Here is a 24,390-nt window from a genome sequence, read left to right as displayed (position 1 = left end):
TTATACCTTCCTCATACGGTCCTCCGACGGAGGACCGGTGTGGAAGCGATACGTAGATGGGCCGCGAGTGCGAATCACCGACAATGAGTGAACGGGCGGTTCTCGCTCGCCGAACCGGTATCGTCCTCGGGTTCGTCCTCGTCTCTCTGACTGCAGGTGCCGGCGTCGTCACCGCGAGCAACGTCGCCGCCGGCCTCAGCGGCGGAAGCAGTGACGTGAGCGTTCCGACGTGGCTCTACCTCGCGACCGGCGGCGGTACTGTCGGTGCCTCGGCCCTGTTGACGATGCTCGTCACCGACCGCGACGTGATCGGAGCCTATCACGACCACACACTCGAGCGGTCCCTCGACCGGCTGCTGACCGCGGGGTCGCTCCTGTTGGGTGTGCTCGGACTCCTCGGACTCATACTCGTCTTCGTGGCCGGCATCGCCGGACCGAACATCGGACTGGTCAGCGCGACCGTCCTGATGACGTTCGTCGGTGGGCGGGCGTTGCTGACGATCGTCGCGTATACTGTCGGCAACCCGTGGCCGGCACTCAACCCGTGGCGGCGGATCGCCGAGGTACTCCCGAACGGCTACGAATCGTACCCCTCCTCGTACGACTCCTGGCCCGCCGTCATTGCATTGTTGACCTTCGTCTGGCTCGAGGTCGTCGCGCCCCTGACGACCACGGCGCAGGCGCTGGTAAGTATCCTCGTGATGTACTCGATGTTCACCATTTCGGGTGCGGTCGTCTTTTCGCCGGAGACGTGGTTTCGACGCGGCGATCCCCTCTCGCTGTGGTTTCGACTCTACGGGGCCGTCGCACCCATTCAGCGAACGGACGACGGGTTCGAACTCCGCTATCCCGGGTCGCGGTTGAGCGAGCCGGATCTCATCACGGACACGTCGCTCGTGGCGTTCGTGCTCGCGCTGGTCTGGGAACTGACCTACAGCGGCTTTATCGTTACGCCGGCCGGCGTCTGGACCATCGAAGCGCTGGTTGGGATCGGACTCCCACCGGTACTGGTCTATCTCTTCTTGCTCGTTGGGGGCTTTGCCCTGTTCTGGAAGGTCTACTGGGTCGCCATCGACCGAACTCGCGAGCGAGCTGAGACGTACCTCTCGCGGCGCTATCTCGGCTACAGACTCGCCGCGCCGCTGCTTGCCATCGCCGCCGGCTATCACCTCGCACACTACGTCGGGTTCGGACTCTCGCTGTGGCCGTCGCTGCTCGATGCGGTGGCGATGCCGTTGAACCCGCCGCCGAACCCGACTCGGTACGCGCTGCCGGGCTGGTTCGGCTACGTCGAGATCGCTGGTATCCTATTGGGGCATGTCCTTGCGGTGTGGGTCGCCCACACCGTTTCCTTCGAACTGTTTCCCGGCAAGCTCCAGGCGATCAGGAGCCAGTATCCGCTCATCGTCGTCATGGTCTTCTTTACGATGGTGAGCCTCTATCTCGTTTCGCAGGGGACGATGAGCCCGCCCTACGTTCCGGGCTAACCGGGTGCTCGTTGCCGGCAGCCGAACCGGCAAACACTTGCTCGCGACACCACAAGCATCGACCGAATGGCGACCGATCGAGCGCTCGAGCGCGAGTACGATGTCCCCGCGGACGAGACGCCCGCTGGAACTTGTCCGTACTGCGGCCGGCCGTTCCGTGCCGAACGATACGTGACGTTCCATATCGGCGTCGATCACGCCGAGGAGTGGTCCGCCGCCGAGCGCGAGGCCTTCGACGAGGAGCGTGACGACGAGGAGTACGACCTGTTTACGTTCCACTTCAAGGCAGCCATCTCCGTGTTTCTCGTCTACTTCCTGTTTACGTTCATTTACGCGCTGGTCTGGGCGGGCTGAGAGGCCGGTCCGACAGCTCGAGCGCGGCTACTCGCAACCATCCCATGATACTCGCGGCCGTCTCATAGTCGATAGGCATGGGCAGTTCAGAAATCCTTTATTTCACCGCGACACAGTAGGTGTATCATGCCGTCAGTCCGCTCGGGAACGGCTCCGGTACTCGCCCTCGTCGCCGCCTGGCTCCTGCTGGCGTCCGCTATCGGCCCGGTTGCGCTCGGTTCGGACAGCGCCACCGCTGCGCCGGAATCCGGTGACGACCCGATCGTCGTCGACGCCGACCTCCCGACGGACGGCCCGACGGTCGAAGCCGTGGTCCGACTCGAGGAGGCCGATATCCCTGCCGAAATCGGCGCGGACGAGACCGAACAACGGCTCGAGACCCATGCCGAGTCGACACAGGAGCCGCTCCTCGAGTACGCACGGGGAAGCGACGGGCTCCAAGTCGAAGAGACGTTCTGGCTCACTAATGCCGTGTTGCTCGAGGTCGATACCGACGCCGTCGACTACGAAGCCTTCGACCGGTTCGGTGCGGTCGAAGCCGTCCATGAGAACGTCGAGGTGTCGGTTCCCGAGCGGCCGGACCGCGTGAACGCGACCGCGTCGGGGGCCGCCGCATTAGCGGGCAGCGAGCGACGAACGACGACCGGCCTCGCACAGGTCAACGCGACCGACGTCTGGGATGCCTACGATACCCGCGGGGAGGGCGTCCGCGTCGCGGTCTTGGATACCGGCGTCGATACCGGCCACCCCGATATCGACCTCGCGACGGACGATCCGTCGGACCCGACCTATCCCGGCGGGTGGGCGGAGTTCGACGCAACAGGCGGGCGCGTCCCGGGGTCGACGCCACACGATACGGGAACGCACGGAACGCACGTCAGCGGAACGGTAGCCGGTGGAGCGACGACTGGAACCGCGATCGGCGTCGCCCCCGAGGCGGAGTTGCTTCACGGGCTCGTGTTGACCGACACGAACGGGTCGTTCGCGCAGGTCGTCGCCGGGATGGAGTGGGCGGTCCGGCAGGACGCCGACGCGATCAGTCTGAGTCTCGGTGCGACCGGGAAACACGCGCCGTTTATCGATCCGGTCCGGAACGCGCGGGACAGCGGCGCGGTTGTCGTCGGTGCGACCGGCAACGATGGGCCGGAGACATCCGGCTCGCCCGGGAACGTCTACGAGACGATCAGCGTGGGCGCAGTCGATCGGAACGGCGCTGTCCCCTCGTTCTCCAGCGGACAGCGGATCGATCGGACCGAGTGGACGGCAGCGCCGCCGGACTGGACGGCCCCACCGTCGTACGTCGTCCCCGATGTCGTCGCACCCGGTGTTGCGGTCACGAGCGCCGCCCCGGGCGGTGGGTACCGGTCGATGCCGGGAACGTCGATGGCCGCCCCGCACGTCTCCGGCACGGCTGCGTTACTCCTGTCGATCGAACCCAACGCTACGCCCGACGAGATCACGACGGCGGTGACCGAAACGGCTCGCATGCCCGCGGCCGGCATAGTCGCTGGCGACACGACGACGGCCGACGGCACCGCAACGCTCGAGACCCGCTACGGCCACGGCATCGTCGATGCCAAAGCCGCCGCCGACGCGCTCGTCGCCGCCCGCCGGTCGTCCGATGACGCAGTCGCAGGCAACGCGAGCGATTCGGACCCACGTGAGGGAGCACGTTCACCCTCGAGCCCCGTTTTCGTCGCCGGCGTTCTCGTCGCGGTCAGTTTGACCCTCGCCGTCCTGGCACGGTACCGAATCGGGAGGCGGTAACGGCCGGTCCGACTCGACAGCAGCGACGGCAGCGGATTCCAGTGGGGACCGCTCTCGGGCCCCTTTCTGTCAGCCGCGAGCCGCCGACGATATCGATGTGGCCGGTCACGAGTGACCGGTCCGGCTGCTGCTGACGGCGATCGAACCCATGGAGATCGAATCCGGACACACCGAGAGTCGTCTCGGCACCGACAACTCGACTGTCGAACTCGACTGGCCGTCAACGGACGCTACGCGGCGACGAGAGCGCTATCGCTCCGGCGATGTCTCGCACACGCGTCGGAGCGTAGTACTGACGGCGCTCAGGATCGTGTTGCTCGAGCGCACTGCGGCCGTTGCGATCCGCTGCTCTCGCTCGCGGAGCGGAACACAAACCGAAAAAACGCAGCCCGTGTCGCGACGGGTCGCTACATCAGGTAGAACAGTGGGAACAGGAAGACCCACACGATGTCGACGAAGTGCCAGTAGAGACCGAAGTACTCCACAGGCATGTGGTCCTCGAGATAGGCGTCGATCGAGATGACCCGATAGATCATGAACAGGGCGATCAGGAGCCCGAGGATGACGTGCAGCGCGTGTAGGCCGGTCGTCACGAAGTACAACGAGTACTCGATACCGCTGAACCAATAGTGACCGTCCGCGAACTTGCTGCTGTACTCGAAGGCCTTGACGCCCATGAACACGAGTCCGAGCAGGACCGTCGCGCTCAACGCGCCGAGTAGCCCTTTCTTGTTCTCGCGCTCGGCCATCTCGTGTGCGAGGATGACGGTGAAACTCGAGGTCAACAGCACGTACGTGTTGAACAGGCCGGCCTCGGTGATCGAGGCGAGATGCCAGTTGTGCCAGCCCATGTGGATCCGCATGAACACGTATGCACCGATCGCGGCACCGAAGACGACCACGTCAGAGGCCAGGAAGACCCAGACGCCTAGCTTCTCGTTGCTGATGCCGCCGAACGGCCAGCGTTCGGCGACGGCCATCTCTGGTGCAGTGAACTGTTCGCGACCGAACTGGAACAGCGTGACTGCGAGCATCGCCAGACCGAGCACCATGAGGGCCGGGTAGACGATGTTCTGTGCGGGTGCCGAATCGAGGGTGACGAAGTTACCGACTCCGCTGTGGATGTGCGACTCGACGAACGAGAAGAAATACGGCGTGATGCCGCTGAGCCCAAGGAAGAACGTAAACGTCGCGATACCGATGCCGAGCGGCCAAATGCTGGCGTGATCAGCGTGTTCTTCTTCGTGGGTCGCGGCTGCCGTTGCCGTACCGGTTGCTTCCTGTGCGACGCCGCCGTCGGTCGCGGTCGCGGCGTCGTCGACGAACTCGAGTTTACCGCTGGCGTAGCTCGGCCGGTCGGGCCAGTTCTCGAGCGGTGGCGGCGAGGGAATCGCCCACTCGGCGGTCCGGGAGTACGTCCACGGGTTGTCGGGGGCCTCGGGGCCCGAGACTAGGCTCTTCCCGAGCGTGAAGAACATGATCAGGAACGAGGCACCGAAGACGAACGCGCCCACGGTTGCCAGCTGGTGATAGATCTGGACACCGCTACCGTAGTGGAAGATACGGCGGGGCGTCTCCCAGGCCATGAACATCGGGAAGTACAGCAGATTGAACCCGATGAAGTAGACCGCGAAGTTGAGTTTTCCGAGCCGCTCGGAGTACATCTTCCCGGTGAGTTTCGGCCACCAGTAGTAGATGCCGCCCATCAGTGCCGTCACGCCCGAGACCATCACGTAGTGGAAGTGCGCGACGACCCAGTAGGTCCCCCGGAACTCGTAGTCGAGGACGACGGCACCGAGGAAGACGCCGGTGATCCCTCCCAGGATGAACAACACGAGTGCACCCAGCGAGAACAGGAACGGCGTGGTAAATCGAACGCGCCCTTTGACCATCGTATAGATCAGCGCGAAGACCATCAGGTCGAAGGGCAGTGAAATCCCGATCGTCGTCGCCATAAAGAGCGTCTTGATCGGGAGGTTGATCGTCGACAGGAACATGTGGTGCATCCAGACGAGGAACGACTGGACCGCAACGAGAACCATCGCGATGATGACCCACTTGCGGCCGACCAGCCGTCGCCCGGTAAACGTCTGGAACGTTTCGAACATGATCCCCAACGCGGGGAAGAAGACGATGTACACCTCCGGATGGCCGAAGAACCAGAAGATGTGCGCCCACAACAGGCTCGAGCCCTGATCGGTTGCGAAGTACTGCGTGAGGAACAGCCGATCGATCGAGAGTAACAGCACGGCTGCCAGCAGCGCCGCGAACGCGAACAGCATCATCCAGGCGGTCAGCAGCCACGACCACGAGAACATCGGCATGTTCCACAGACCGAGCCCCTCAGCACGGGAGCGGTGCATCGTGGTCAGGAAGTTCACCGTCCCCATCGTGATGGAGATACAGAACAGGACCAAGCCGAGAACCATCGAGTTCCCGCCAGTCATCGCCTGCATCGCTGGGGTATACGTCGGCACGTTCAGCGGGGCGTACATCGTCCAGCCGCCGGAGAACGAGCCACCCTGGAAGAACGAGATCGCCATCAGGATACCCGAGAACAGGTAGAACCAGTAACTCAGCGCGTTTAGACGGGGGAACGCGAGGTCCTTCGCCCCGATCTGAAGCGGGACGAAATAGTTCGCGAACCCGCTTGCGATCGGCGACAGGAACCAGAAGACCATGATGAGCCCGTGGCCGGAGACCGACTGGTAGAACTGGTCGTTGGTGAGCAGTCCCGTCCCGCCGGATTGCCAGAGGTGGGTCCGGAACAGCAGTGCGAGGGTCCCACCGAAAAGCAGGAAGAACATCGACGTCGCCATATAGAGGATGCCGACGTCCTTGTGATTGGTCGTGACCAGCCAGCGCTTGATCGACCGCTTCGGCGGCAGATCACTCATCAGGCGCTCCCTCCGTCGTTCGTTTCGCTTTCGTTAGCAGTACTTTCCGTCGCGTTCATCTCGAGTGTGTAGGTTTCGTCGACCGGCCCGGTCATGTCGAACTGGTCTTCGACCGGTTCGAACTGCCCGTCGGTCGATTCGATCGTCACGTTGTATTCGCCTGCCTGCTCGATGTCGGACACTTCGATGGTACCGTTGTCGAACTCGTCGGCCGTGTAACTCTCTTCGAAGTCGGATTCCTGACTCTCGAGCGTGAGTTCGTAGCCCTCGGTCACGCGGGACTCGTTTTGGTCTTCGATCGTGAACGCCATCGTCAGCTGGTCGTCCATCCACTGATCGAACTCGTCGGCGTCCATGATCTGTAGCGTTCCGACCATCGAGGTGTGGTACTCGCCACAGAGTTCGAAGCACTTGATTTCCTGTTGTTGACCGGCTTCGGATTCATCGGCCTCGAACCACGTCTCGTCGTATTCGCCCGGAATCGCGTCGGCTTTGACCCGTTGATCGGGTATGCCAAATGAGTGCCAGACGTCACCCGATGTCGTCTCTACCCAGACCCGCTCGCCAGCGGGGACACGAAGGGTGGCCGTCGATTCGATACCGTTCTCGTACTCGAAGAACCAGGCGAAGCTCTCGCCGGTCACTTCGATGTCGAGCGCGTCCTCCCGTGCGTCGTCGCCAGGGTCTTCGACGTACAGGAGCATCCCGTACGTCCAGATCACCAGCGAGATAACGATAATGGCGCTGATTCCGAACGAGAGGAACAGCTTCTTCCCGCCCTTTCCGCCTGTCGGTAACTCCCCGACGGATGGCAGATCGTCACTCTCCTCGGCCTTGCCGGTGTCGCGATATTTGTACGCGTTATACAACGTATACGCGACCACGACGATTCCGACGAGCGCACCGAGTCCGAGGAAGACCCGGAAGATCTGCTCGAACACGTCGACACGTGTCATCTGCATCGGGGTCGTCAGTAGGTTGATGATTGTATTCACCTCTTTTGAACTCCGGTTATATGTCGGAGATTGATTGCTGAGGGCACTTATCTATTTGGAAACCGCCCGGCTGACGCCGTCTATCGGTTGCCGGGACGCGGGTCGTTGCCGTGCCACTCGAGTCGATCGTTCTCGGCCTCGTTGATGCATCACTGTCCTCTTGGGGTGGATACTCTTTTCTCTGTCGCTGCCCGGGTCGGGATTAGATAGTATCACTTGTAGTTCTTCCCAATAACCATCTATTGTACCGCTGCTGTCCATCTCTGGGCCGCTCGAGACGGATGCTTTCACCTGATTCGATCGCGCTCGCTTACGGGCCGACCAGTCGGTCAGTCGGACGCCGCCTGCTCGAGCAAAACTGGCCTCCGGCCGACATCTCACTCACGCGGTCGTCAGAGGCGTCTCGATCGGATGCCAGTCAGATGTCGACGACCCAGACGCGAAACGCCGCCGGCAGGTCGTATACCTCGAGAAACAGTCGGTCGATGAACTGGGCGATCCGGTTTGCATCCGCTTTCGCGCTGATCCGCACGTTCACTCCCTCGGCTTCTTCGGGTCGGATCAGGTCGTCGATTTTGAACGCAGGGAACGATTTGAGGAGGCGTTTCAGTGCCTCTAGCTCCTCATCGGTACAGTCGAGGTTGATCGTCCCGTCGCCGAACTGGACCCATGGCACGCCCGGGTCGGTTGACCCGTCCGATTCGCCGGTGTCAGGCCCGCGTTCGGAAGGCGTCTCGCCGTTCGCCTCGAGTGCTTTCTCGTCGGCTTCGACCGTCAGGAACGCGCTCTCGCGCTCGCGGTGGGCAGTGATCGCGTCGACGTACAGGCTCCGTCGCTCGGTGGACTCGGCGGCAGCAAAGCGCGTCATAATCGGATGATCGTGCCCGATTCTTTAAGCCTTTATGTGCCGCCGCTGAATCGTGCCCTATGGCTCAGCCACGAATCCTGATTCTCGGTGCCCCCGGGGCAGGAAAGGGGACACAGAGTGCAAAGATCACCGAGGCGTTCGGTGTCGATCATATCACCACCGGCGACGCTCTGCGGAACAACAAGGAGATGGACATCTCCGACATGGAGACCGAGTACGACACCCCTGGCGAGTACATGGATCAGGGCGAACTCGTTCCCGACGAAGTCGTCAACGCCATCGTCGACGAGGCACTCAGTCAGGCCGACGGCTTCGTTCTCGACGGTTATCCCCGGAACCTAGAACAGGCCGAAGAACTCGAGGACATGACCGATCTCGACGTCGTCCTCTACCTCGATGTCGGCGAAGAAGAACTCGTCCACCGGCTGACGGGTCGACGGCTGGACCCTGAAACGGGTGACATCTACCACGTCGAGTACAACCCACCCGAGGACCCAAACGTCGAGGAGCGACTCGTTCAACGGGACGACGACACCGAGGACACGGTCAGAGAGCGACTCTCGGTCTTCCACGAGAACACCGAGCCCGTGGTCGAGCATTACGAGGAGCAGGGCGACTTAGAGCGCATCGACGGCGCGCAGGCTCCGGACGACGTGTGGGAAGCCGTGAAGGAAACGATCGAAGACGTGGCGTAACCGACTCAGTTGTTTTCGACGTCGATTTCGTGCACTGCGATCGAGAGATACGTCAGTCGGGGCGGTAAGACGCCGTGTCGAACGTCCGGCTCGAAGCCGGTCAGCGACGTGTCGTGTTTGACCTCGAAATTGTTGTCGACGTACATCGGTCCGGCCATGATAGTGCCGAATATCTGGGCCGCCCCGCCACCGCCGGCGATACAGACGTCCGGTTCCGTTCCGTTCACATCGTGGCTACAGTGATCGATCCCCTCCGACTCGGCGTACCCTTCGTCACGTGGCGCATACAGGATGCCTTCGAATTTCGAGTTCCCCGTCCCGACGTGGATGAGCATCGACGAGGTCCCGTATATCTGCAGGGATTTGGCGTCGCCGGAGGTGTAGTCACAGCTCCCGACACAGACTTCCTGGTTATCTATGGCCATATCCCCAGTCGTGAACACCTGGAACGAGGTATTGTCCTCGGCCCCGGTCGGATCTACCGTGAGATCGTTGTCAGTAAAGTCCATATCACCGTCGACAATGAGCGTCACGTTCCCGTCGTCCAAATTCGCGGTCACGTCGTTCTGGAGATCGAACCCGTCCGGATCGTAGTACGTCTTGCCGCCCTCGAGGGTCGTCTTGTTCTCGCCGAGGTCGATCGGTTCACCGTCTCCCCGTTCGGCGTCGTCGATTTTCGACTGAATCACGCTATCGAACGACGGGATCGACTGCTGGTTTTCCTCGGTTTCGGTTCCGGTGACATCACCCGAGCCATGGATTTCGCCGTCGGTCGTAACGTTCCCGTCGATTTCGGCGTGGTGATGGCCGAGTTCGATCCCGCCGCCACCGGCGTACACCGCCTGGCTGAAGTCGCCTTCAACCTCCGTCCGACCCAGTTCTACGATCATCGTGTTATCGTTCCCGCACCGTTCCGTGATCGCTTGCCCTTCCGCGTTTGCGGTCTGTCCGTCGAAGTACGCCTCCCAGCCGACGCAGTATTCGCTCGTAATTTCGACCGTCACAGTACTCTGTTCGACATAGGTCACGTTCGTGTATGCGGTTGTGTCCGCGTGGGACATTCGTACATCACCCGAGCCGAGTTGCGTATCGTCGTTGACCTCGGTGATCGGGAACGAGAACGTGTTATCCTTGTTGTCATAGTACACCGGCGGCGCGGAGACGACCCGGGTTTCGTTGCCGGTTTCGCGAAAGACGCCTCCCGCTTGATAGGAGATACGAGTTCCGTCTTCCCCCTCGTACTCGACGGCACCGATCGGAATCGAGATCGTCTCGTTGAGATTCGGCCCGGAAATATTGATCGTTCCGGTATCCGTCTTGACGAGTGCCCCGCGTTCGCCGGCGTCGAACTCCATCGTCCGCGAGATATCGGTATTCGATGAGACCGTGGCCATCTGCTGGCTCATCTCGACGAACGATTGCTCGACTCGCTCGTTTTCCGACCGCTGTTCCGCGCCGTTCATCGTGTCCCCCGCGATGAGAAGGATACCGACGCTAACGGTTGCGACCAACCCGATCAACAACACGAGGCCGATCACCGCAGTTACCCCCCTTTTCGACGGACTAACTGCTCCGCCACCACGTCGTGAACCCATCTCTATCGCTCAGGAGTTCGAGGGTCCGAATAATAAACCGTTCGACCGATCAAACAGTTCATATCGGACTGAGAGTCCGGAATACTACGGGACTGCTCGCTATCGCATCCGACTGCCCACCGTGTCCGCTGGAGCATCCGAGCGGCGGAACCGGACGGGTAACAGGCCGGACACAGCGACACGTACTGCGATTGCGTCTGTCTCATCGATGCTATTCGTCCCCGCCGGTCGAGCGACACATCACCGAGCGTTCCGAAACCGCTGGGAGTACCGAAGAAAAACACTTGTATACCGGACGACGCCTAGGACAAGCAGATGACGCGTACAGCCGAGAAGATCAACGCCCTCGTGCGCGAGGACTCCTCGATGGCGACCGCCCTCGAGGCGATCCGCGAGGAAGCCGACAGGAACGGCGGCGAGGTCCAATGGGCCGACGTCAGCGACGAGCTGACGAGCGGCCAGTGGGGGCGATTGATCGAAAAAGGAGTGTTAGTCGACGGCGATCAGGGGTTCGAAATCGCCGATCGCGAAGCCTTCGACCGGGCCCTCGACGGTGACGGCGAGAGCAGCGCCGCAGCCGATGTCGATATCGACGAGGACGAATCGAGCTGGTCACAGTGGGACAAGCTCGCGGGCGTTGGCGCGCTCCTGTTGATGCCAGGCTACTGGTTCGATTCGATTCAGAACGTCGTCGGGAGTACGGTCAACGCCGTCCTCGGCCCGCTCGATGCGGCGCTCCCGTTCTACGCCGTGATCCTCTCGGTCGCGTTGATCACCGGCCTCTATTCGTCGCTGCTCCAGGCGAACCTGATGAACACGGAGGTCATGGGGAAGTACCAAGAACGGATGCAGGCCGTCCAAGAGGAGCAAAAGGAACTCCGCAAACAAAAGAAAGACGCCGAAGAGCGGGGCGCAAGCGAGGCCGAGATCGAACGCCTCGAGAACGAGATCGAGCGCGCCCGCGAGGAGCAGATGGAGGCCATGGCGGACAACCTCGGCATGTTCAAAGAGCAGTTCCGCCCGATGGTCTGGATCATGCTGTTGACGATCCCGCTGTTCCTCTGGATGTACTGGTCGATCCGAACGGGCGGTATCGGCGATGCAGAGCAGACCGTCGTGATGCCTCTCATCGGACAGATCGAGTGGCAAGAGGGCGCATTCGGTCCGATGCAGGCCTGGATCGTCTGGTACTTCCTGTGCTCGATGGGGTTCTCCCAGCTGTTGCGCAAGTCGCTGAACATCGATATGTCGCCCTCGAGCGCCTGAGGGCCACTCCTCGCAGATTCGTGCTCGCCTTGCGGACCGGTCGTCCGCCCTGAGAGAGCGTCGCTCCGCACCCCGATTCAAAACCCATTTTACCGGCCCCCTCACAGAGGGAGTATGTTACTCACCGTCTCCGGCCCGCCGGGAAGCGGGAAGAGCACGACTGCGGAGTTACTCGCCGATGCCTTCGATCTCGACCACGTCAGCGGCGGTGACATCTTTCGGGAACTGGCCGACGAACGCGGCTATACCCCGCTCGAATTCAACAAACTCGCCGAGGAGAACGACGAGATCGATCGCGATCTTGATCGACGGCTGCGCGAGATCGCCGTCGCGGAGGACGATCTGGTTCTCGAGTCCAGACTCGCGGGCTGGCTGGCCGGCGAGCAGGCGGACTTCCGCTTCTGGCTCGACGCACCGGCACGGGTGCGCGGCGAGCGCATCGCCGAACGCGAGGACAAGGACCCCGCGCGTGCGACCGAAGAGACGAAAGCCCGCGAGGCAAGCGAGGCCCAGCGGTACGACGAGTACTACGGCATCGACATTCGTGACCTGACGATCTACGATCTCTCCGTGAACACGGCCCGCTGGGAGCCCGACGCCGTCCTTGACATGCTCGTCACGGCCGTCGAGCGCTACGACGACGCCGGCGACGAAGGAAAGGCACTCGTCGACCTCGAGACCGACTTCTGATGACGCTCCGTAGCCCACCGGCGGCTCGCTCGCCCGCCGAATTGCTCACCTTCGGCGTCGTCAACCTCGACAAGCCCCCCGGCCCCTCTTCCCATCAGATCAGCGGCTGGCTTCGGGACGCCGTCGTCGAGACACTGGCCGAGCGCGGCGTCGAGTCGACGATCGACCGTGCCGCCCACGCCGGGACGCTCGATCCGAAAGTGACCGGCTGTCTCCCGGTCATGCTCGGCGACGCGACCCGGCTCGCGCAGGTCTTCCTCGAGGGCGGGAAGGAGTACGTCGCCGTCCTCGAGTGTCACGCGCCGGTCCCGGGCGACGCCGAGTCGGTCGTCGCCGAATTCGAAGGGCCGATCTATCAGAAACCCCCGCGCAAGAGTGCGGTCTCGCGCCGCCTGCGCGTCCGCGAACTCTACGATCTCGAGGTCCTCGAGGTCGAGGACCGCCGGCTCCTCCTACGAATCCGTTGTGAGAGCGGCACCTACGTCCGCAAACTGTGTCATGACCTCGGACTGGCGCTTGGCACCGGGGCACACATGGGACACCTGCGCCGGACGGCGACGGAGCCGTTCGACGACCGTACGCTCCACAGCGCCCACGACTTCCTCGACGCGCTCGGCTTCTGGCTCGAGGACGACGACCCCGAGCCGCTGTACGATATCGTCGATCCCGCCGAGCGGATTCTCGAGGGAATTCCGCGCGTCGTCATCGCCGAGAACGCCGCCCGCGAGGTGGCCAACGGCGCGCCCGTCTACGCACCGGGCGTACTCGAGGCCGACGACGGGATCGACCACGGATCGCTAGTCGCCTGTTACACGCCCGACGGTGCAGCGGTGTGTCTCGGCGAGCGAGTCGGTGCCGTCGACGCTGACAGCGGTGTCGTGGTGTCCCTCGAGCGCGTGCTCGTCTGAGCGGCCCCGTTCATCGGGGTACGAAACGCGGTGACGCACCGCCTTCGAAACGACACCCTTAAGCGGCAGACGGCCATCGGTCCACGTGTGGGACCGTGGGGTAGTGGTATCCTCTGCGGATGGGGTCCGTAGGACCCGAGTTCAATTCTCGGCGGTCCCATTTTTCGTCTTTCCGAACGAAGACCACCGTGCATAGAGTACGAACAGTCTCATTTCGCAATTCTTGATGCAGTTGTCCACATATCGTCATGAAATACGATGAGTTTGTCAGTACGGGTGACTCAGGGCCGAGGTAAGACACTCGTGCCCGCTTCCGGTGGATTCGTATCCATACGACCACTCGTGGCTCTCAACGGCGTTTCACAGACCACTGTACGCTGCCCGTTGCGATATACGCTCAAGCGCTCGGACAGTTACGACGGTATTCGAATTAGTCGCATCTCAATCACATATCTCGGATTACAAACACATGCAGTTCGTGAGGATAACGGAAAACCGCAAGACGGAGCGGCTTCAAGACGACCCTGTGAGGCTTCCAGTTGGTGCTGATTCTCAGTCTTGAAAGCCTTTGGTCGGAGAACGATTCCGACTATCAGGCATATTTATATATAGCCGGTGTCCTCTCACGATTAGCATCGGTGACGACGCCCGAGAAAGCGGGGACGCAAGGTTGGTTCCGAAATCCCCTATCCGCACCTGTCCGTTTGGGGAGGGTGCTGATAAGCTTTCTCACCGTTCACGCCCGATGCGTGAGAACACTATGGATTTGAAAACGCTCAAACCGAAGTTAGTTGGCACAGACAATGAACGTGCAGTATCCCCGGTTATTGGGGTCATTCTTATGGTGGCTATCACGGTCATTCTCGCGGCCGTGATCGCTGCGTTCGTCCTCGACCTTGGCGGGAGTGTCGGGCAGGAGGCTCAGGCTGGCGTGAGCATTGAAGTTGATGAGGAGGCCGACGAAGTCAATGTTGAAGTGACTTCGATGGGCAATGCTGATTACGTCACTCTCTCGGGTACTGTCTCTGGCAGCGCTACGCCTTCGTCCTATTCGGGAGACTATGCATCGACGCCTAAGTCCACCGACAACGTGTCGATGAATGTTGGCGACACAGCGACGCTTACCGACGGTAGTGGCCTTGATGGAACTAGTGGGACTGTGACTGCGATCGCCGTCATTGAGGAAGACGGTACCGAAACGCAAGTCGCAAGCGAAGATTACGACTTCTAAAGATGAATCCCGAAAATCTAAAAGCAAAGCTGGTTGGAAATGAAGATCAGCGAGCTGTCTCTCCTGTCATTGGTGTTATACTTATGGTAGCTATCACGGTCATCCTTGCGGCCGTGATCGCTGCGTTCGTCCTCGACCTTGGCGGGAGTGTCAGCCAGGAGGCTCAGGCCGGCGTCACGATCGAAGTCGACGAACAGCAAGAAGAAATCCAAGTTGAAGTCACGTCCCTTGGTAATGCCGACCATGTCAATCTGAAGGGAGACATTCGGACAAAGGGTTGGTACGCCGACTATGCCGGAGATAATATCGAAGATCACTACACAGGTCTTAAGACTGGGGATGTCGTCACAATTGGCGCAGCCGGTTCTGGTACCAATGTGAAAATGAACGCAAGTTCATTCAGTTCCGGTGAACCGTCTGGCACGGTCACTGCGACGGCTGTAATCGAAGAAGACAGCACAGAGACGCAAGTCGCAAGCGAAGAATTCAACTTCGACTACAGCTAACGCTGTTGTTCGGGTTTCATTTTTAGTAGCGGTCAAGCGCCGATAGAGAAGGATCGTCTCTGACTCTATCAGACACATATAACAGTCGGCCGAAGTGTATATCCGACAGACATAAGTGTGTCCCTCCAGTGGTCCTCATTTCGAATCGCCGCATCCTTCGGACCGAGATTCCACCCGAGGAGATGTCCCTGCGCGGGCGCCGGATCGATCACCTTTGAAGCGGCCTCGAGCCGATCCGGCACATCAACGTGCCGATAGTGGGGATTATTTACGTCCTATTTAGTGTTAAATATGAGCGTCGTGACTGCCCGTCTTGTAGCCGAAGTAGACTTCCAATCTGATCGCGACGTAAAACCACAGGCAGTATACGGATACATTCAAGACGCGAGTTCGATCACCGGCGACTCGAGCGTGACCGTCGAGGACACGTATCGTCGCACGCCACGGTCGTCTCGACGAGTCAGGGGTGGTCAGGTAACGGCGACGACCGGGGAGTCCAGCAGTTCGCCCGCGGCCGAGTGACGCGGATCGGCAGTCACCGGTGGCGGTCGGCTGTCGCGGACCGATCGCGGGTCACTCGTCGTCGGAAACGAACGATGTCGCGGGCGTGAACATGTGGTCGTCGATGTATGCCCAGTCGTCAAACTCGTTGAAGAAGCCACCCGCGGAGAACCCGTAGTAATCGCGCGGCGAATTGTAGTTCATCACGCTCGTGTAACTGGCGAAGCTGTACTGGTCGGTATCGATCCCCTCGAAGGCCCCGTTCGAGAGGCCGAGCGAGTGGCCCAGTTCGTGCATCACAGTCGACCCCGTCTCCTTGGGATCCGACTGTGCTTCGACCATCATCGTCCCCAGCCCGGCTTTGCCGATGACGGTCCCGTGGCTCCGTTCTTCGGCGATATCCTCGACGATGACCAGATAGTGATACCCCATTCCCTCCCGATCGAAATAGCGCGATCGATACCGGCTCAGATCGCCGGTGTCGGTCGAGGCTTCTCGCGGGATCGTCTCGTTGAACTGCATGTGCAGGTCGCCGCCGGTCGAGCCATCGGGATTCTCCAGCGGAGCCGCCTCGAACGCGGCGGCGAGCCGGTCGGCCGCGCTTCGCTCGAGGGTGACGCCGTCCATGGTGTCGACTTCGACGTAAATATCGGTTCTGAGCGGGTCGGCGTCGGGATACAGAGCCCGTCGGTGGAGTTCCGTCTCGTCCGCGAGTCCGTCGCCGTCGGTGTCGGACTCCGTCGGGTCGGTGCCGTACTCGTGGACTTCCGACCCGTCGGCGAGGCCGTCACCGTCCGTATCGCTGCGGGTCGGATCGCTCTCGTACTCGTGGACTTCGGTACCGTCCCGGAGACCGTCATCGTCCATATCCGGTGTTTGCGGGTCGGTGCCATGTGACTCGAGTTCGTCGGCATCGTCGAGTCCGTCGCCGTCGGTGTCGGACTCCGTCGGATCGGTGCCGTGGTCGTGGACTTCCGTGCCGTCAGCAAGGCCGTCACCGTCCGTATCGCTGCGGGTTGGATCGGTTCCGTATCGCTTCTCCGCTCCGTCGTCGAGACCGTCGCCGTCGGTATCGCCGTCGAAGACCGCAGTTCCGTCGCGGAGTTCGTCCAGCGGGGAGACGCCGTCCCCGTCGGGATCGACGATCGTCGTTCCGCCGACGAGCCCTACCGTGAGGAGCGCGACGAGCAGAACGCCGACGGCAACACCGAGAGAACGCGACGATAGCATTTCTTGAATGTCAATAGTGATGGAATAACTGTATTGTGGTCGGAGTCGGGAAATGACTCGACGGGGAACCCACACGAACAGTCTCGACTCGACCGGAGCGTTCGGCGTTCACTTTCACCCCGCTGTCCAAACCCTCTTACACGCCGGCCACCGAGACGACGGTAATGGACGGGACCGAGCACCTTTCGTTGCCGGTCAGCGACGACGCCCTTCCCTTCGATCCGGCCGACGCGACGATCGTGGACGGCGACGTATTCGAGTTGCTCGAGCCCGCGGTCCAGGAGTGGTGGCTCGATGAATTCGGCGAATTCGTCCCCGAAAACGAGGGCTTTTTTACGCCGCCACAGCGGGGTGCGATCCCGAAGATTCACGCGGGGACGAACACGCTCGTCTGTGCGCCCACAGGAAGCGGAAAGACCCTCGCGAGTTTCACGTCGATCATCAACGATCTGTATCGAACGGCGCGGGAGAACAACGACGGCCTCGAGAACTCGGTCTACTGCCTCTACGTCTCGCCGCTGAAATCCCTCGCGAACGACATTCACCGCAATCTCGAGGTGCCACTCGAGGGGATCGAGACCGCCGTTGCCGAGCGCGACAGTTCCGCATCGATGGGGGAGATCCGTCACGCGATCCGCCACGGCGATACGTCTTCGAGCGACCGTCAGCGGATGCTCGAGGAGACGCCTCACATCCTCAACACGACTCCAGAGACGCTGGCGATCCTGCTGAACTCGCCGAAGTTCCGCGAGAAGCTTCGGACCGTCGAGTACGTCATCGTCGACGAGATTCACTCGCTGGCCGCGGGCAAGCGAGGCACCCACCTCGCGGTCAGTCTCGAGCGACTCGAGGCGATGGCCGAGGGGGACCTGACGCGGATCGGCTGCTCGGCGACGATCGACCCCCTGTCGCGGGTAGCGGAGTTCCTCGTCGGCCGCGAGGAGCCGGGCGGCGATCCCCGTGACTACGAGATCGTCGATGCGCGCTTCGCCCGCGAGTTCGACATGCGACTCGAGTGTCCGACCGACGACCTGATCAACACGCCCCGTGCGGTCGTCCAGGAGCGGTTCTATCGGCTGCTCCACGAGCACGTCCAGGACCACACGAACACGCTGGTGTTTACGAACACGCGTTCCGGAGCCGAGCGGGTTCTCCAGAACCTCCGGGAGCGGTTCGACGCCTACGACGAGGACAACTCCGGCTGTCACCACGGCAGCCTTTCGAAGGACGTCCGACAGGGGATCGAAGACCGGTTGAAAGACGGCGAACTCGACGTTGTCACCACCTCGACGAGCCTCGAGTTGGGCATCGACATGCCCCACGTCGATCTCGTCGTCCAGGTCGGCTCGCCGAAGTCCGTCGCCGCCCTGCTCCAGCGGATCGGCCGCGCGGGCCACCGGGTCGGCCAGACCGTTACCGGGCGCGTGATCGCCCTCAACCGGGACGAACTCCTCGAGTGTGCGGTCATGCTCACGAAAGCAACCGAGGGGTTCGTCGACTCGGTATCGATCCCCGAGAACGCCCAGGACGTGGCGGCCCAGCACGTCTACGGGATGGCGATCGCCGAAATCCGCCCCGAGGCCGAACTGACCGCCATCCTCCGTCGGGCCGACCCCTATCGAAACTACGGGGAGGATGAGTACGAGTCGTTGATGCGATATCTCACTGCCGAGTACGCCGGACTCGAGGAGCGAAACGTCTACGCGAAGGTCTGGCGCGACGAGAACGACCCGCCCGACGGCCAACACCACCACGAGGCGTTCCCCGTCGGCGAACCGCTGGTCGGGAAACGGGGGCGACTCGCGCGAGTCATCTACATGACCAACATCGGGACGATCCCGGACTCGTTTACCTGCGACGTGTACACGCGCGCGAGCGACGAGTGGGTCGGCCAGTTGGACGAGCAGTACCTCGATACGCTGGAGACAGGCGACGTCTTCGTGCTCGGTGGGAGCAACTTCGAGTATCGCTACCGGCGGGGCTCGAAGGTCTACGTCGATCGCACGAGCGCCCGCCCGACCGTCCCCTCGTGGTACTCCGAGCGACTGCCGCTTTCGTCCGATCTCGGCCGCGAAATCCTCGCGTTTCAGGCCACTCTCCTCGAGCGCTACGAGGCCGGCGGGCCGCCGCGGGTCCGCGCGTGGCTCCGGGAGCTCCCCCTCGACGACGACAGCGTGCGGGCCATCGCCCGCCTGTTCGACCACCAGTGTCGATACGCCGGCACGGAGAGCGTGAGCACGCCCGACCGCCTCGCCATCGAAGTCGTCCAGGACCGAGAGGAGTACGACCGTCACTACTACGTCCACTCGGCGTACGGTCGACGGGTCAACGACGGTCTGTCGCGGCTGCTTGCCTATCGCTGTGCACAGGAGGCGACCGCGAACGTCCGTGTGGCCGTCGCGGACAACGGCTTCGTCCTCTCGATGCCGCTCAACCGGAAGGTCGACATCGACGGGATCATCGCCGATCTCGAGGCCGAGCAGGTCCGTCCGGACCTGCGGGCGTCGCTCTCGGAAACGGACCTGCTCCAGCGATACTTCCGGATCAACGCGACGCGCTCGCTGATGATCCTCAAACGCTACAAGGGCTACGAGAAGTCCGCGAGCGAACAGCAGGTCTCGAGCGAGATGCTGCTCGGCTTCGCGGACGAACTCGAGGAGTTTGCGGTGATCGAGGAGACCTATCGCGAGATTCTCGAGGATAAACTGAACGTCGGCGAGATCGAGGCCATCGTCGGAGCGATCGACGCCGGCGACCTCACAGTTTCGCGACAGCAACTCGACTCGCCGACGCCGCGGGCGTTCGGGCTCGCCACGCTGTCGGCCAGCGATGTCGTCCTCGCCGAAGACGAGAGCGCCGCCCTCCAGTCGTTCCACGAGCGCGTCCTCGAAGAGATCGGCGACGAGTCGCTGGCGGGGCTGACGGGGGAAGCGGACGACGAATAACCGCACGGAAGCAGCGCCGCCCGTCCGAGCCACCCTCGGCGGCAGATCGGTCGGACTGCTCGCGTCCCCTGTCCCGTTCTCTCGGGCGAGGCGATTAACATCGGTAACACTCCCCAAAACGGACTTCACGTTGGAAACTGAACTAGCGGTGTGACACCAATGGTGAGACGAGACTGCTCCCCACGACCCGGCCGTCGGCGCGCGTATCGGCACTGGACCGGCGTGACTCGTCGTTCGACGGGTGGCACGGCGAACGGAGGGCGCTGAATGGTCGACCACAAAACCTGGTCCGAGCAGCAGTCGTCGACGACGGTCTCGGTGGACGGTCACGACCTCGCGGTCGCCTATCACGAAGACGGCTCCGACGAAAGTACGGGGCCACCGGTCGTCTTTCTCCACGGTATTCCGACCTGGTCGTTCCTCTGGCGCGATATCGTGCCGGCGGTCGCCGACGACCGTCGCACGATCGCGCCCGACATGATCGGCTACGGTAACTCCGCGATGAGCGACGATTTCGACCGCTCGATCCGCGCTCAAGAGACGGCTCTCGAAGCCCTCCTCGACGACCTCGGTATCGAGGAGATCGCACTCGTCGCCCACGACATCGGCGGCGGCGTCGCGCTGCGCTTCGCCGCACACAACCCCGATCGGGTCACCCGACTCGTCCTCTCGAACGCCGTCTGTTACGACTCCTGGCCCGTCGAGTTCGTCTCGACGCTGGGTCTCCCCTCGACCGCCGACCTCGAGCGCGCGGCACTCGAGGAGCGACTCGATGCGGCGTTCGTCGACGGGACCTACGGCGAGGCCGACCCCGCGTTCGTCGACGGCATGAAAGCGCCGTGGCTGACCGACGCGGGACACGTCTCGCTCGTCCGCAACGCCGTCTCGACGAACACGAACCACACGACCGAGATCGATTACGGCGCGATCACGGCCGAGACGCTGCTGTTGTGGGGCGAAGACGACATGATGCAGCCCTACGACTACGCCGAGCGACTGGCCACGGACATCACGGACGCCACGCTCGAACCGCTGTCGGAAGCCTATCACTGGGTGCCGGCGGATCGACCGGCAGCCTACGCCGACCACCTTCGCGAGTTCCTTGCCGGAGCGCAAGCGTAACATCATGCCGCCACAACTGTCACGATAGCATGAGCGACGAATCACCTGACTGGGAGTTCAAGGACCGCGACATCGCGATCCTCAGCGAACTCTCGAACGATCCACAGCTGTCATCACGGGAACTCACGCAGGTCCTCGAGTCGGAGTACGGCATCGACGTTTCCCACGTCACCGTCAGCGAGTCGATTCGGCGGATGCGCGACGAGGGCGTCTTCCGCGAGGCGATCATTCCCAACGAGGAGTACTACATCTTCGCGCTGTTCGAATTCAAGTTCAACCCCGAACACTTCGCCGACAACTGGCGCGAGGCGATGGAGCACATCAAGACGGACAAACACACCCTGTTTTTCTTCCTCTCGGACGGAGAGTACCAGTGGAAGACGGTGATGATGTTCCGCGACCGCCAGGAGATCTCCCGGTGGATTCACGACTGTTATCGGGACTACGGGGAGGTCATCTCGAACATTCGAAACTCGGCGGTCCACAACGTCCTCAAGTTTCAGACCGATCCGCGAATCTTCGGGGAACTCGGCGAAGAGCGGACCGATCGGTGACCGCTCCCCGCCGGTATCCGGTCGCCGAGCGGTCGCCGTTCACGCAAGGGCGCGGCCGCCCTCGTGAGCACTGCCTCGAGTCGACCGATCAGTCGCCGTCGAATCAGTCGCGGAACAGCCGATAGGTGGTGCGACCGACAGCGGCTTCGCCGGGGTCGTCGAACGTGCTCCGCAGGGCGAACGCGCTCGCGGTGTCGATCAGCGTCGCGACGATGCCGCCGTGGACCGGATCGTGTCCGTCGGTTCCGACCGGATTCTCGAAGTCCTCGTCCTGATCGATCGCCAGGACCGCGCGGCCGTTCTCGAGGTGTTCGACCTCGAGATCGAGCCACGACAGGGAGCCGTGACGGCGGACGAACGATTCCCAGTCCGGCCAGTCCGACGCCTCGGCCGGTCCGTCGGGAATGTGTTACTTGCCCTCGAATTCGGGCTCGCGGTCCTCGGCGAACGCAGCGGTCCCCTCCAGTACGTCGTCGGTGCTCGAGAGGAGGCCAAAACCCTGGCTCTCCATGGCGAGTGCGGCGTCGAGGCTGGCGTCTTGGCCCTCGTTCATGACCCTCTTGGCGACTTTGAGGCCGATCGGCGGACCGTTGCGAAGATCGTCGAGGAACTCGCCAACGGTGTCGTCGAACTCCTCGCGTTCGACCGAGCGGTTGATCAGGCCCCAGTCTGCGGCGCGGTCGGCGTCAATGTGGTTGCCGCGGAAGACCAGTTCCTTCGCGCGGGTCTCGCCGAGGATGCGGGTGAGTCGCTGGGTGCCGCCGCCGCCAGGGATCAGCCCGAGGCCGATCTCGGGCGCACCGAACGACGACCGTTCGGTCGCGATCCGCAGGTCGCAGGCCAACGCGAGTTCGAGGCCGCCGCCGAGACAGAAGCCGTCGATCTTCGCGACGACGGGCCGCGGGAAGTCGTTGACCGTCTCGAAGCCGGGCGAGACGTCCATCAGGTCGGTCGGGTTCGCGTCGGCGAACCCGGAGATGTCCGCACCGGCGCTGAACGCGCGGTCGCCGCTCCCTTCGATCGTCGCGACCCGAACCTCGTCGGTGTCGACCGAGGAGAACAGGTCGTCGATCTCGGAGAGCAGGTCCTCGGACAGCGCGTTCATCCGGGACGGCCGGTCGAGTTCGACCTGCAGGACGCCGTCCTCGAGCTCGTAGTTCAGGTCGTGGTAGGGGCCGAGGTCGTCATCGTCGTAGTCGTAGAAGCCAGCGCCGGCTTCCTCGCCGGTCTTGCCCGCCGCGACGAGTTGCTCGAGGTACGGGTGCGGTTCGAACCGGTCGGAACCGGTTTCCTCGTACAGGGTCTCGAGCTTCTCGAGGACCGTCTCGAGGCCGATCTTGTCGGCGCGTCGGCAGATGCCCTCGGGGAAGCCCAGCCCGAGCTGGACGCCGGTGTCGACCTCTTCGGGGGTCGCGACGTCTTCACCGACGAGGAACGCGGCGCGGTTGATCATGCGGGCCTCGACGCGGAGCCAGTCGAAGTCGCCCGCGTCCTCGGGTTCGTAGTCGGCACCGTCGCCGTCCTCGTAGTCGTAGAAGCCAGCGCCGGTCTTCTGGCCGAGATCGCCGGCTTCGACTTTCTCCTCCGTGATCGGCGGGATCGGGCTGTCGCCCTCCTTGCGGACGTGGTAGCCGACATCGATCCCGGTGAGGTCGCCGAGTTCGAACGGCCCCATCGGGTAGCCCCGTTCGTGGACCATCGTCGCGTCGGCCTCGCGGATGGTCGTCTCGTCGTTCGAGACCATGAACGCGGGTTCGCCGCCGAAGGGGCCGACGATCGTGTTGACGACGAAGCCGCGGACGTCCTTGCGGACGTAGATCGGTGTCTTGCCGATGGACTCGACCCACTCGTAGCCGGCCTCGGCAGCCTCGTCGCTGGTGTCCTCGCCGTAGATGACCTCGACCAGGTCCATCTTGACCGGCGGGTTGAAAAAGTGCAGGCCGAGTACGCGCTCCGAGGAGTCGACGGCCGCCGCGATGTCGGAAATCGGCAGACTCGAGGTGTTCGTCGCCAGCAGCGTGTCGCCGCTGGTGTACTCCTCGAGATCGGTGAAGATGTCGTGTTTCAGGTCGAGGTCCTCGGGTGCGGCCTCGATGACGAGGTCGGCGTCGGCGACGGCCGCTTCGAGGTCCGTCGTCGTCTCGATTCGCGAGAGGACCTCGTCGGCCGATTCGTCGATCAGCTCCTTGTCCTCGAGTTTCTGCAGGCTCCACTCGATGGACTCGTAGCCGTCTTCGACGAACTCGTCTTTGATGTCGCGCATCGTGACGTCGTAGCCGGCCAGGGCCGTTACTTCGGTGATCCCGTGTCCCATGTTCCCCGCGCCGAGAACGGCAACGCGGTCAATGCGTTCGAGTGACATGGTCGTGTGCTCACTCGGAACGGTCTTAATACCACCGAACCGAATTAGCAATGTTAAGCCCGTTTTCGAGCGTTGTACAGCGCGTACGTCGATCCGAGTTTGAGCCGAACGTCGGTAACGGTCGGGCGGGAAGCCCGATCGGTGACGGTTACCGATCCGCGTCGATCACCGATACCTCGTCGGAGTCGGGACCGATCACGACCCGGTAGCCCGCGTACTCGAAGCGAACGGTGACGGCCGCGTTCGACTCGAGGACGGCGGTCAGGGCCTCGGGATCGATCGCGTCGTACAGCGGTGGCAACGCGGCTCGGTCACAGCCCTTACGGGCCGCGATACGAGCGAGAGCCGTTGTGAGTGCTGAATGCATCGTGATTCTCGGGGAGTTCGACGACCGTCAGTGCGAACGCTGCCTCACAG

At 62.5% G+C, this 24,390-nt stretch carries 20 protein-coding genes and 1 tRNA gene; 13 read left to right on the top strand and 8 right to left on the bottom strand.

The features are described 5' to 3' along the window. Positions 1 to 56 precede the first annotated feature (56 nt). The 3 genes from C486_RS06370 (at position 57) to C486_RS06360 (ending at position 3,608) form a co-directional block, all read left to right on the top strand. Positions 57 to 1,487, top strand: coding sequence for a hypothetical protein (locus tag C486_RS06370; protein WP_193787469.1), 1,431 nt, complete (start codon positions 57 to 59; stop codon positions 1,485 to 1,487). A 66-nt stretch (positions 1,488 to 1,553) separates the two neighbouring features. Then, positions 1,554 to 1,841, top strand: a complete 288-nt coding sequence (locus C486_RS06365; RefSeq protein ID WP_008454340.1) for a DUF7410 domain-containing protein — start codon at positions 1,554 to 1,556, stop codon at positions 1,839 to 1,841. A gap of 126 nt (positions 1,842 to 1,967) precedes the next feature. Then, entirely contained in the window at positions 1,968 to 3,608 is a 1,641-nt protein-coding gene (locus C486_RS06360; protein ID WP_008454338.1) for a S8 family serine peptidase, read from the top strand. A gap of 407 nt (positions 3,609 to 4,015) precedes the next feature. Here the strand turns inward: C486_RS06360 and C486_RS06355 are convergent, their stop codons facing one another. The 3 genes from C486_RS06355 to C486_RS06345 form a co-directional block, all read right to left on the bottom strand. Further along, on the bottom strand, positions 4,016 to 6,505 hold the full coding sequence (locus C486_RS06355) for a cbb3-type cytochrome c oxidase subunit I (RefSeq protein WP_008454336.1): 2,490 nt from the start codon (positions 6,503 to 6,505) through the stop codon (positions 4,016 to 4,018). Next, entirely contained in the window at positions 6,505 to 7,467 is a 963-nt protein-coding gene (gene coxB / locus C486_RS06350; RefSeq protein ID WP_008454335.1) for a cytochrome c oxidase subunit II, read from the bottom strand. Before coxB ends, C486_RS06355 begins: the two co-directional genes overlap by 1 nt. A 451-nt stretch (positions 7,468 to 7,918) precedes the next feature. Next, entirely contained in the window at positions 7,919 to 8,368 is a 450-nt protein-coding gene (locus C486_RS06345; protein ID WP_008454333.1) for a hypothetical protein, read from the bottom strand. Between the two features lie 59 nt (positions 8,369 to 8,427). On the opposite strand from C486_RS06345, the gene C486_RS06340 reads away from it, so the two are divergent. After that, positions 8,428 to 9,063, top strand: coding sequence for an adenylate kinase (locus tag C486_RS06340; RefSeq protein ID WP_008454331.1), 636 nt, complete (start codon positions 8,428 to 8,430; stop codon positions 9,061 to 9,063). A gap of 5 nt (positions 9,064 to 9,068) precedes the next feature. On the opposite strand, the gene C486_RS06335 is transcribed toward C486_RS06340, so the two are convergent. Continuing rightward, complete coding sequence (locus C486_RS06335) at positions 9,069 to 10,658, bottom strand: DUF7289 family protein (RefSeq protein ID WP_449289189.1); 1,590 nt, start codon at positions 10,656 to 10,658, stop codon at positions 9,069 to 9,071. A gap of 315 nt (positions 10,659 to 10,973) precedes the next feature. On the opposite strand from C486_RS06335, the gene C486_RS06330 reads away from it, so the two are divergent. From C486_RS06330 to C486_RS06305, 6 genes are all read left to right on the top strand, one after another. After that, the gene (locus tag C486_RS06330; protein WP_008454327.1) at positions 10,974 to 11,924 is read left to right on the top strand and encodes a DUF106 domain-containing protein; all 951 of its coding nucleotides are present in this window, start codon (positions 10,974 to 10,976) and stop codon (positions 11,922 to 11,924) included. Between the two features lie 114 nt (positions 11,925 to 12,038). Next, on the top strand, positions 12,039 to 12,614 hold the full coding sequence (gene cmk / locus C486_RS06325) for a (d)CMP kinase (RefSeq protein WP_006185628.1): 576 nt from the start codon (positions 12,039 to 12,041) through the stop codon (positions 12,612 to 12,614). Further along, the gene (locus tag C486_RS06320; protein WP_008454325.1) at positions 12,614 to 13,522 is read left to right on the top strand and encodes an RNA-guided pseudouridylation complex pseudouridine synthase subunit Cbf5; all 909 of its coding nucleotides are present in this window, start codon (positions 12,614 to 12,616) and stop codon (positions 13,520 to 13,522) included. Before cmk ends, C486_RS06320 begins: the two co-directional genes overlap by 1 nt. Positions 13,523 to 13,611: 89 nt before the next feature. Next, positions 13,612 to 13,682: transfer RNA gene (locus C486_RS06315), tRNA-Pro, on the top strand. Between the two features lie 600 nt (positions 13,683 to 14,282). Further along, positions 14,283 to 14,753, top strand: a complete 471-nt coding sequence (locus tag C486_RS06310; protein WP_008454323.1) for a type IV pilin — start codon at positions 14,283 to 14,285, stop codon at positions 14,751 to 14,753. Between the two features lie 2 nt (positions 14,754 to 14,755). Continuing rightward, complete coding sequence (locus C486_RS06305) at positions 14,756 to 15,259, top strand: type IV pilin (RefSeq protein WP_049910215.1); 504 nt, start codon at positions 14,756 to 14,758, stop codon at positions 15,257 to 15,259. Between the two features lie 573 nt (positions 15,260 to 15,832). Here C486_RS06305 and C486_RS06300 read toward each other — a convergent pair. Continuing rightward, positions 15,833 to 16,990, bottom strand: coding sequence for a hypothetical protein (locus C486_RS06300; protein ID WP_008454319.1), 1,158 nt, complete (start codon positions 16,988 to 16,990; stop codon positions 15,833 to 15,835). Positions 16,991 to 17,154: 164 nt separating this feature from the next. Between C486_RS06300 and C486_RS06295 the strand changes: the two genes are divergently transcribed. The 3 genes from C486_RS06295 to C486_RS06285 all read left to right on the top strand — a co-directional run bounded on the left by C486_RS06295 (position 17,155) and on the right by C486_RS06285 (position 21,611). Then, positions 17,155 to 19,935, top strand: a complete 2,781-nt coding sequence (locus C486_RS06295; protein WP_008454317.1) for an ATP-dependent helicase — start codon at positions 17,155 to 17,157, stop codon at positions 19,933 to 19,935. Between the two features lie 267 nt (positions 19,936 to 20,202). After that, entirely contained in the window at positions 20,203 to 21,057 is an 855-nt protein-coding gene (locus C486_RS06290) for an alpha/beta fold hydrolase (RefSeq protein ID WP_008454314.1), read from the top strand. A gap of 29 nt (positions 21,058 to 21,086) precedes the next feature. Further along, positions 21,087 to 21,611, top strand: a complete 525-nt coding sequence (locus tag C486_RS06285; protein ID WP_008454312.1) for an Lrp/AsnC family transcriptional regulator — start codon at positions 21,087 to 21,089, stop codon at positions 21,609 to 21,611. A 103-nt stretch (positions 21,612 to 21,714) separates the two neighbouring features. On the opposite strand, the gene C486_RS22210 is transcribed toward C486_RS06285, so the two are convergent. The 3 genes from C486_RS22210 to C486_RS06275 all read right to left on the bottom strand — a co-directional run bounded on the left by C486_RS22210 (position 21,715) and on the right by C486_RS06275 (position 24,340). Beyond that, positions 21,715 to 22,017 (bottom strand): PaaI family thioesterase, encoded by a 303-nt coding sequence (locus C486_RS22210; RefSeq protein WP_083866008.1) that lies wholly within the window; start codon positions 22,015 to 22,017, stop codon positions 21,715 to 21,717. A 3-nt stretch (positions 22,018 to 22,020) separates the two neighbouring features. Further along, complete coding sequence (locus tag C486_RS06280) at positions 22,021 to 23,973, bottom strand: 3-hydroxyacyl-CoA dehydrogenase/enoyl-CoA hydratase family protein (protein WP_008454310.1); 1,953 nt, start codon at positions 23,971 to 23,973, stop codon at positions 22,021 to 22,023. A 148-nt stretch (positions 23,974 to 24,121) separates the two neighbouring features. Next, the gene (locus tag C486_RS06275; protein ID WP_014864103.1) at positions 24,122 to 24,340 is read right to left on the bottom strand and encodes a HalOD1 output domain-containing protein; all 219 of its coding nucleotides are present in this window, start codon (positions 24,338 to 24,340) and stop codon (positions 24,122 to 24,124) included. Positions 24,341 to 24,390 lie beyond the last annotated feature (50 nt).

Origin of the sequence: Natrinema gari JCM 14663 (genome assembly GCF_000337175.1) — an archaeon.
Classification (GTDB): Archaea; Halobacteriota; Halobacteria; order Halobacteriales; family Natrialbaceae; genus Natrinema; species Natrinema gari.
Note: the sequence above shows the minus strand (reverse complement) of the source record. Positions and strands in the feature narration are given on the sequence as shown.

What these genes read in the sequence shown, in the direction of transcription:
- C486_RS06340 (WP_008454331.1), top strand. Translation starts at nt 8,428, where the DNA reads ATGGCTCAGCCACGAATCCTGATTCTCGGTGCCCCCGGGGCAGGAAAG.
- C486_RS06365 (WP_008454340.1), top strand. Translation starts at nt 1,554, where the DNA reads ATGGCGACCGATCGAGCGCTCGAGCGCGAGTACGATGTCCCCGCGGAC.
- C486_RS06330 (WP_008454327.1), top strand. Translation starts at nt 10,974, where the DNA reads ATGACGCGTACAGCCGAGAAGATCAACGCCCTCGTGCGCGAGGACTCC.
- C486_RS06290 (WP_008454314.1), top strand. Translation starts at nt 20,203, where the DNA reads ATGGTCGACCACAAAACCTGGTCCGAGCAGCAGTCGTCGACGACGGTC.
- C486_RS06335 (WP_449289189.1), bottom strand. Translation starts at nt 10,658, where the DNA reads ATGGGTTCACGACGTGGTGGCGGAGCAGTTAGTCCGTCGAAAAGGGGG.
- C486_RS06285 (WP_008454312.1), top strand. Translation starts at nt 21,087, where the DNA reads ATGAGCGACGAATCACCTGACTGGGAGTTCAAGGACCGCGACATCGCG.
- C486_RS06305 (WP_049910215.1), top strand. Translation starts at nt 14,756, where the DNA reads ATGAATCCCGAAAATCTAAAAGCAAAGCTGGTTGGAAATGAAGATCAG.
- C486_RS06355 (WP_008454336.1), bottom strand. Translation starts at nt 6,505, where the DNA reads ATGAGTGATCTGCCGCCGAAGCGGTCGATCAAGCGCTGGCTGGTCACG.
- C486_RS06275 (WP_014864103.1), bottom strand. Translation starts at nt 24,340, where the DNA reads ATGCATTCAGCACTCACAACGGCTCTCGCTCGTATCGCGGCCCGTAAG.
- cmk (WP_006185628.1), top strand. Translation starts at nt 12,039, where the DNA reads ATGTTACTCACCGTCTCCGGCCCGCCGGGAAGCGGGAAGAGCACGACT.
- C486_RS06345 (WP_008454333.1), bottom strand. Translation starts at nt 8,368, where the DNA reads ATGACGCGCTTTGCTGCCGCCGAGTCCACCGAGCGACGGAGCCTGTAC.
- C486_RS06280 (WP_008454310.1), bottom strand. Translation starts at nt 23,973, where the DNA reads ATGTCACTCGAACGCATTGACCGCGTTGCCGTTCTCGGCGCGGGGAAC.
- C486_RS06300 (WP_008454319.1), bottom strand. Translation starts at nt 16,990, where the DNA reads ATGCTATCGTCGCGTTCTCTCGGTGTTGCCGTCGGCGTTCTGCTCGTC.
- C486_RS06370 (WP_193787469.1), top strand. Translation starts at nt 57, where the DNA reads ATGGGCCGCGAGTGCGAATCACCGACAATGAGTGAACGGGCGGTTCTC.
- C486_RS06295 (WP_008454317.1), top strand. Translation starts at nt 17,155, where the DNA reads ATGGACGGGACCGAGCACCTTTCGTTGCCGGTCAGCGACGACGCCCTT.
- coxB (WP_008454335.1), bottom strand. Translation starts at nt 7,467, where the DNA reads ATGCAGATGACACGTGTCGACGTGTTCGAGCAGATCTTCCGGGTCTTC.
- C486_RS06320 (WP_008454325.1), top strand. Translation starts at nt 12,614, where the DNA reads ATGACGCTCCGTAGCCCACCGGCGGCTCGCTCGCCCGCCGAATTGCTC.
- C486_RS06360 (WP_008454338.1), top strand. Translation starts at nt 1,968, where the DNA reads ATGCCGTCAGTCCGCTCGGGAACGGCTCCGGTACTCGCCCTCGTCGCC.
- C486_RS06310 (WP_008454323.1), top strand. Translation starts at nt 14,283, where the DNA reads ATGGATTTGAAAACGCTCAAACCGAAGTTAGTTGGCACAGACAATGAA.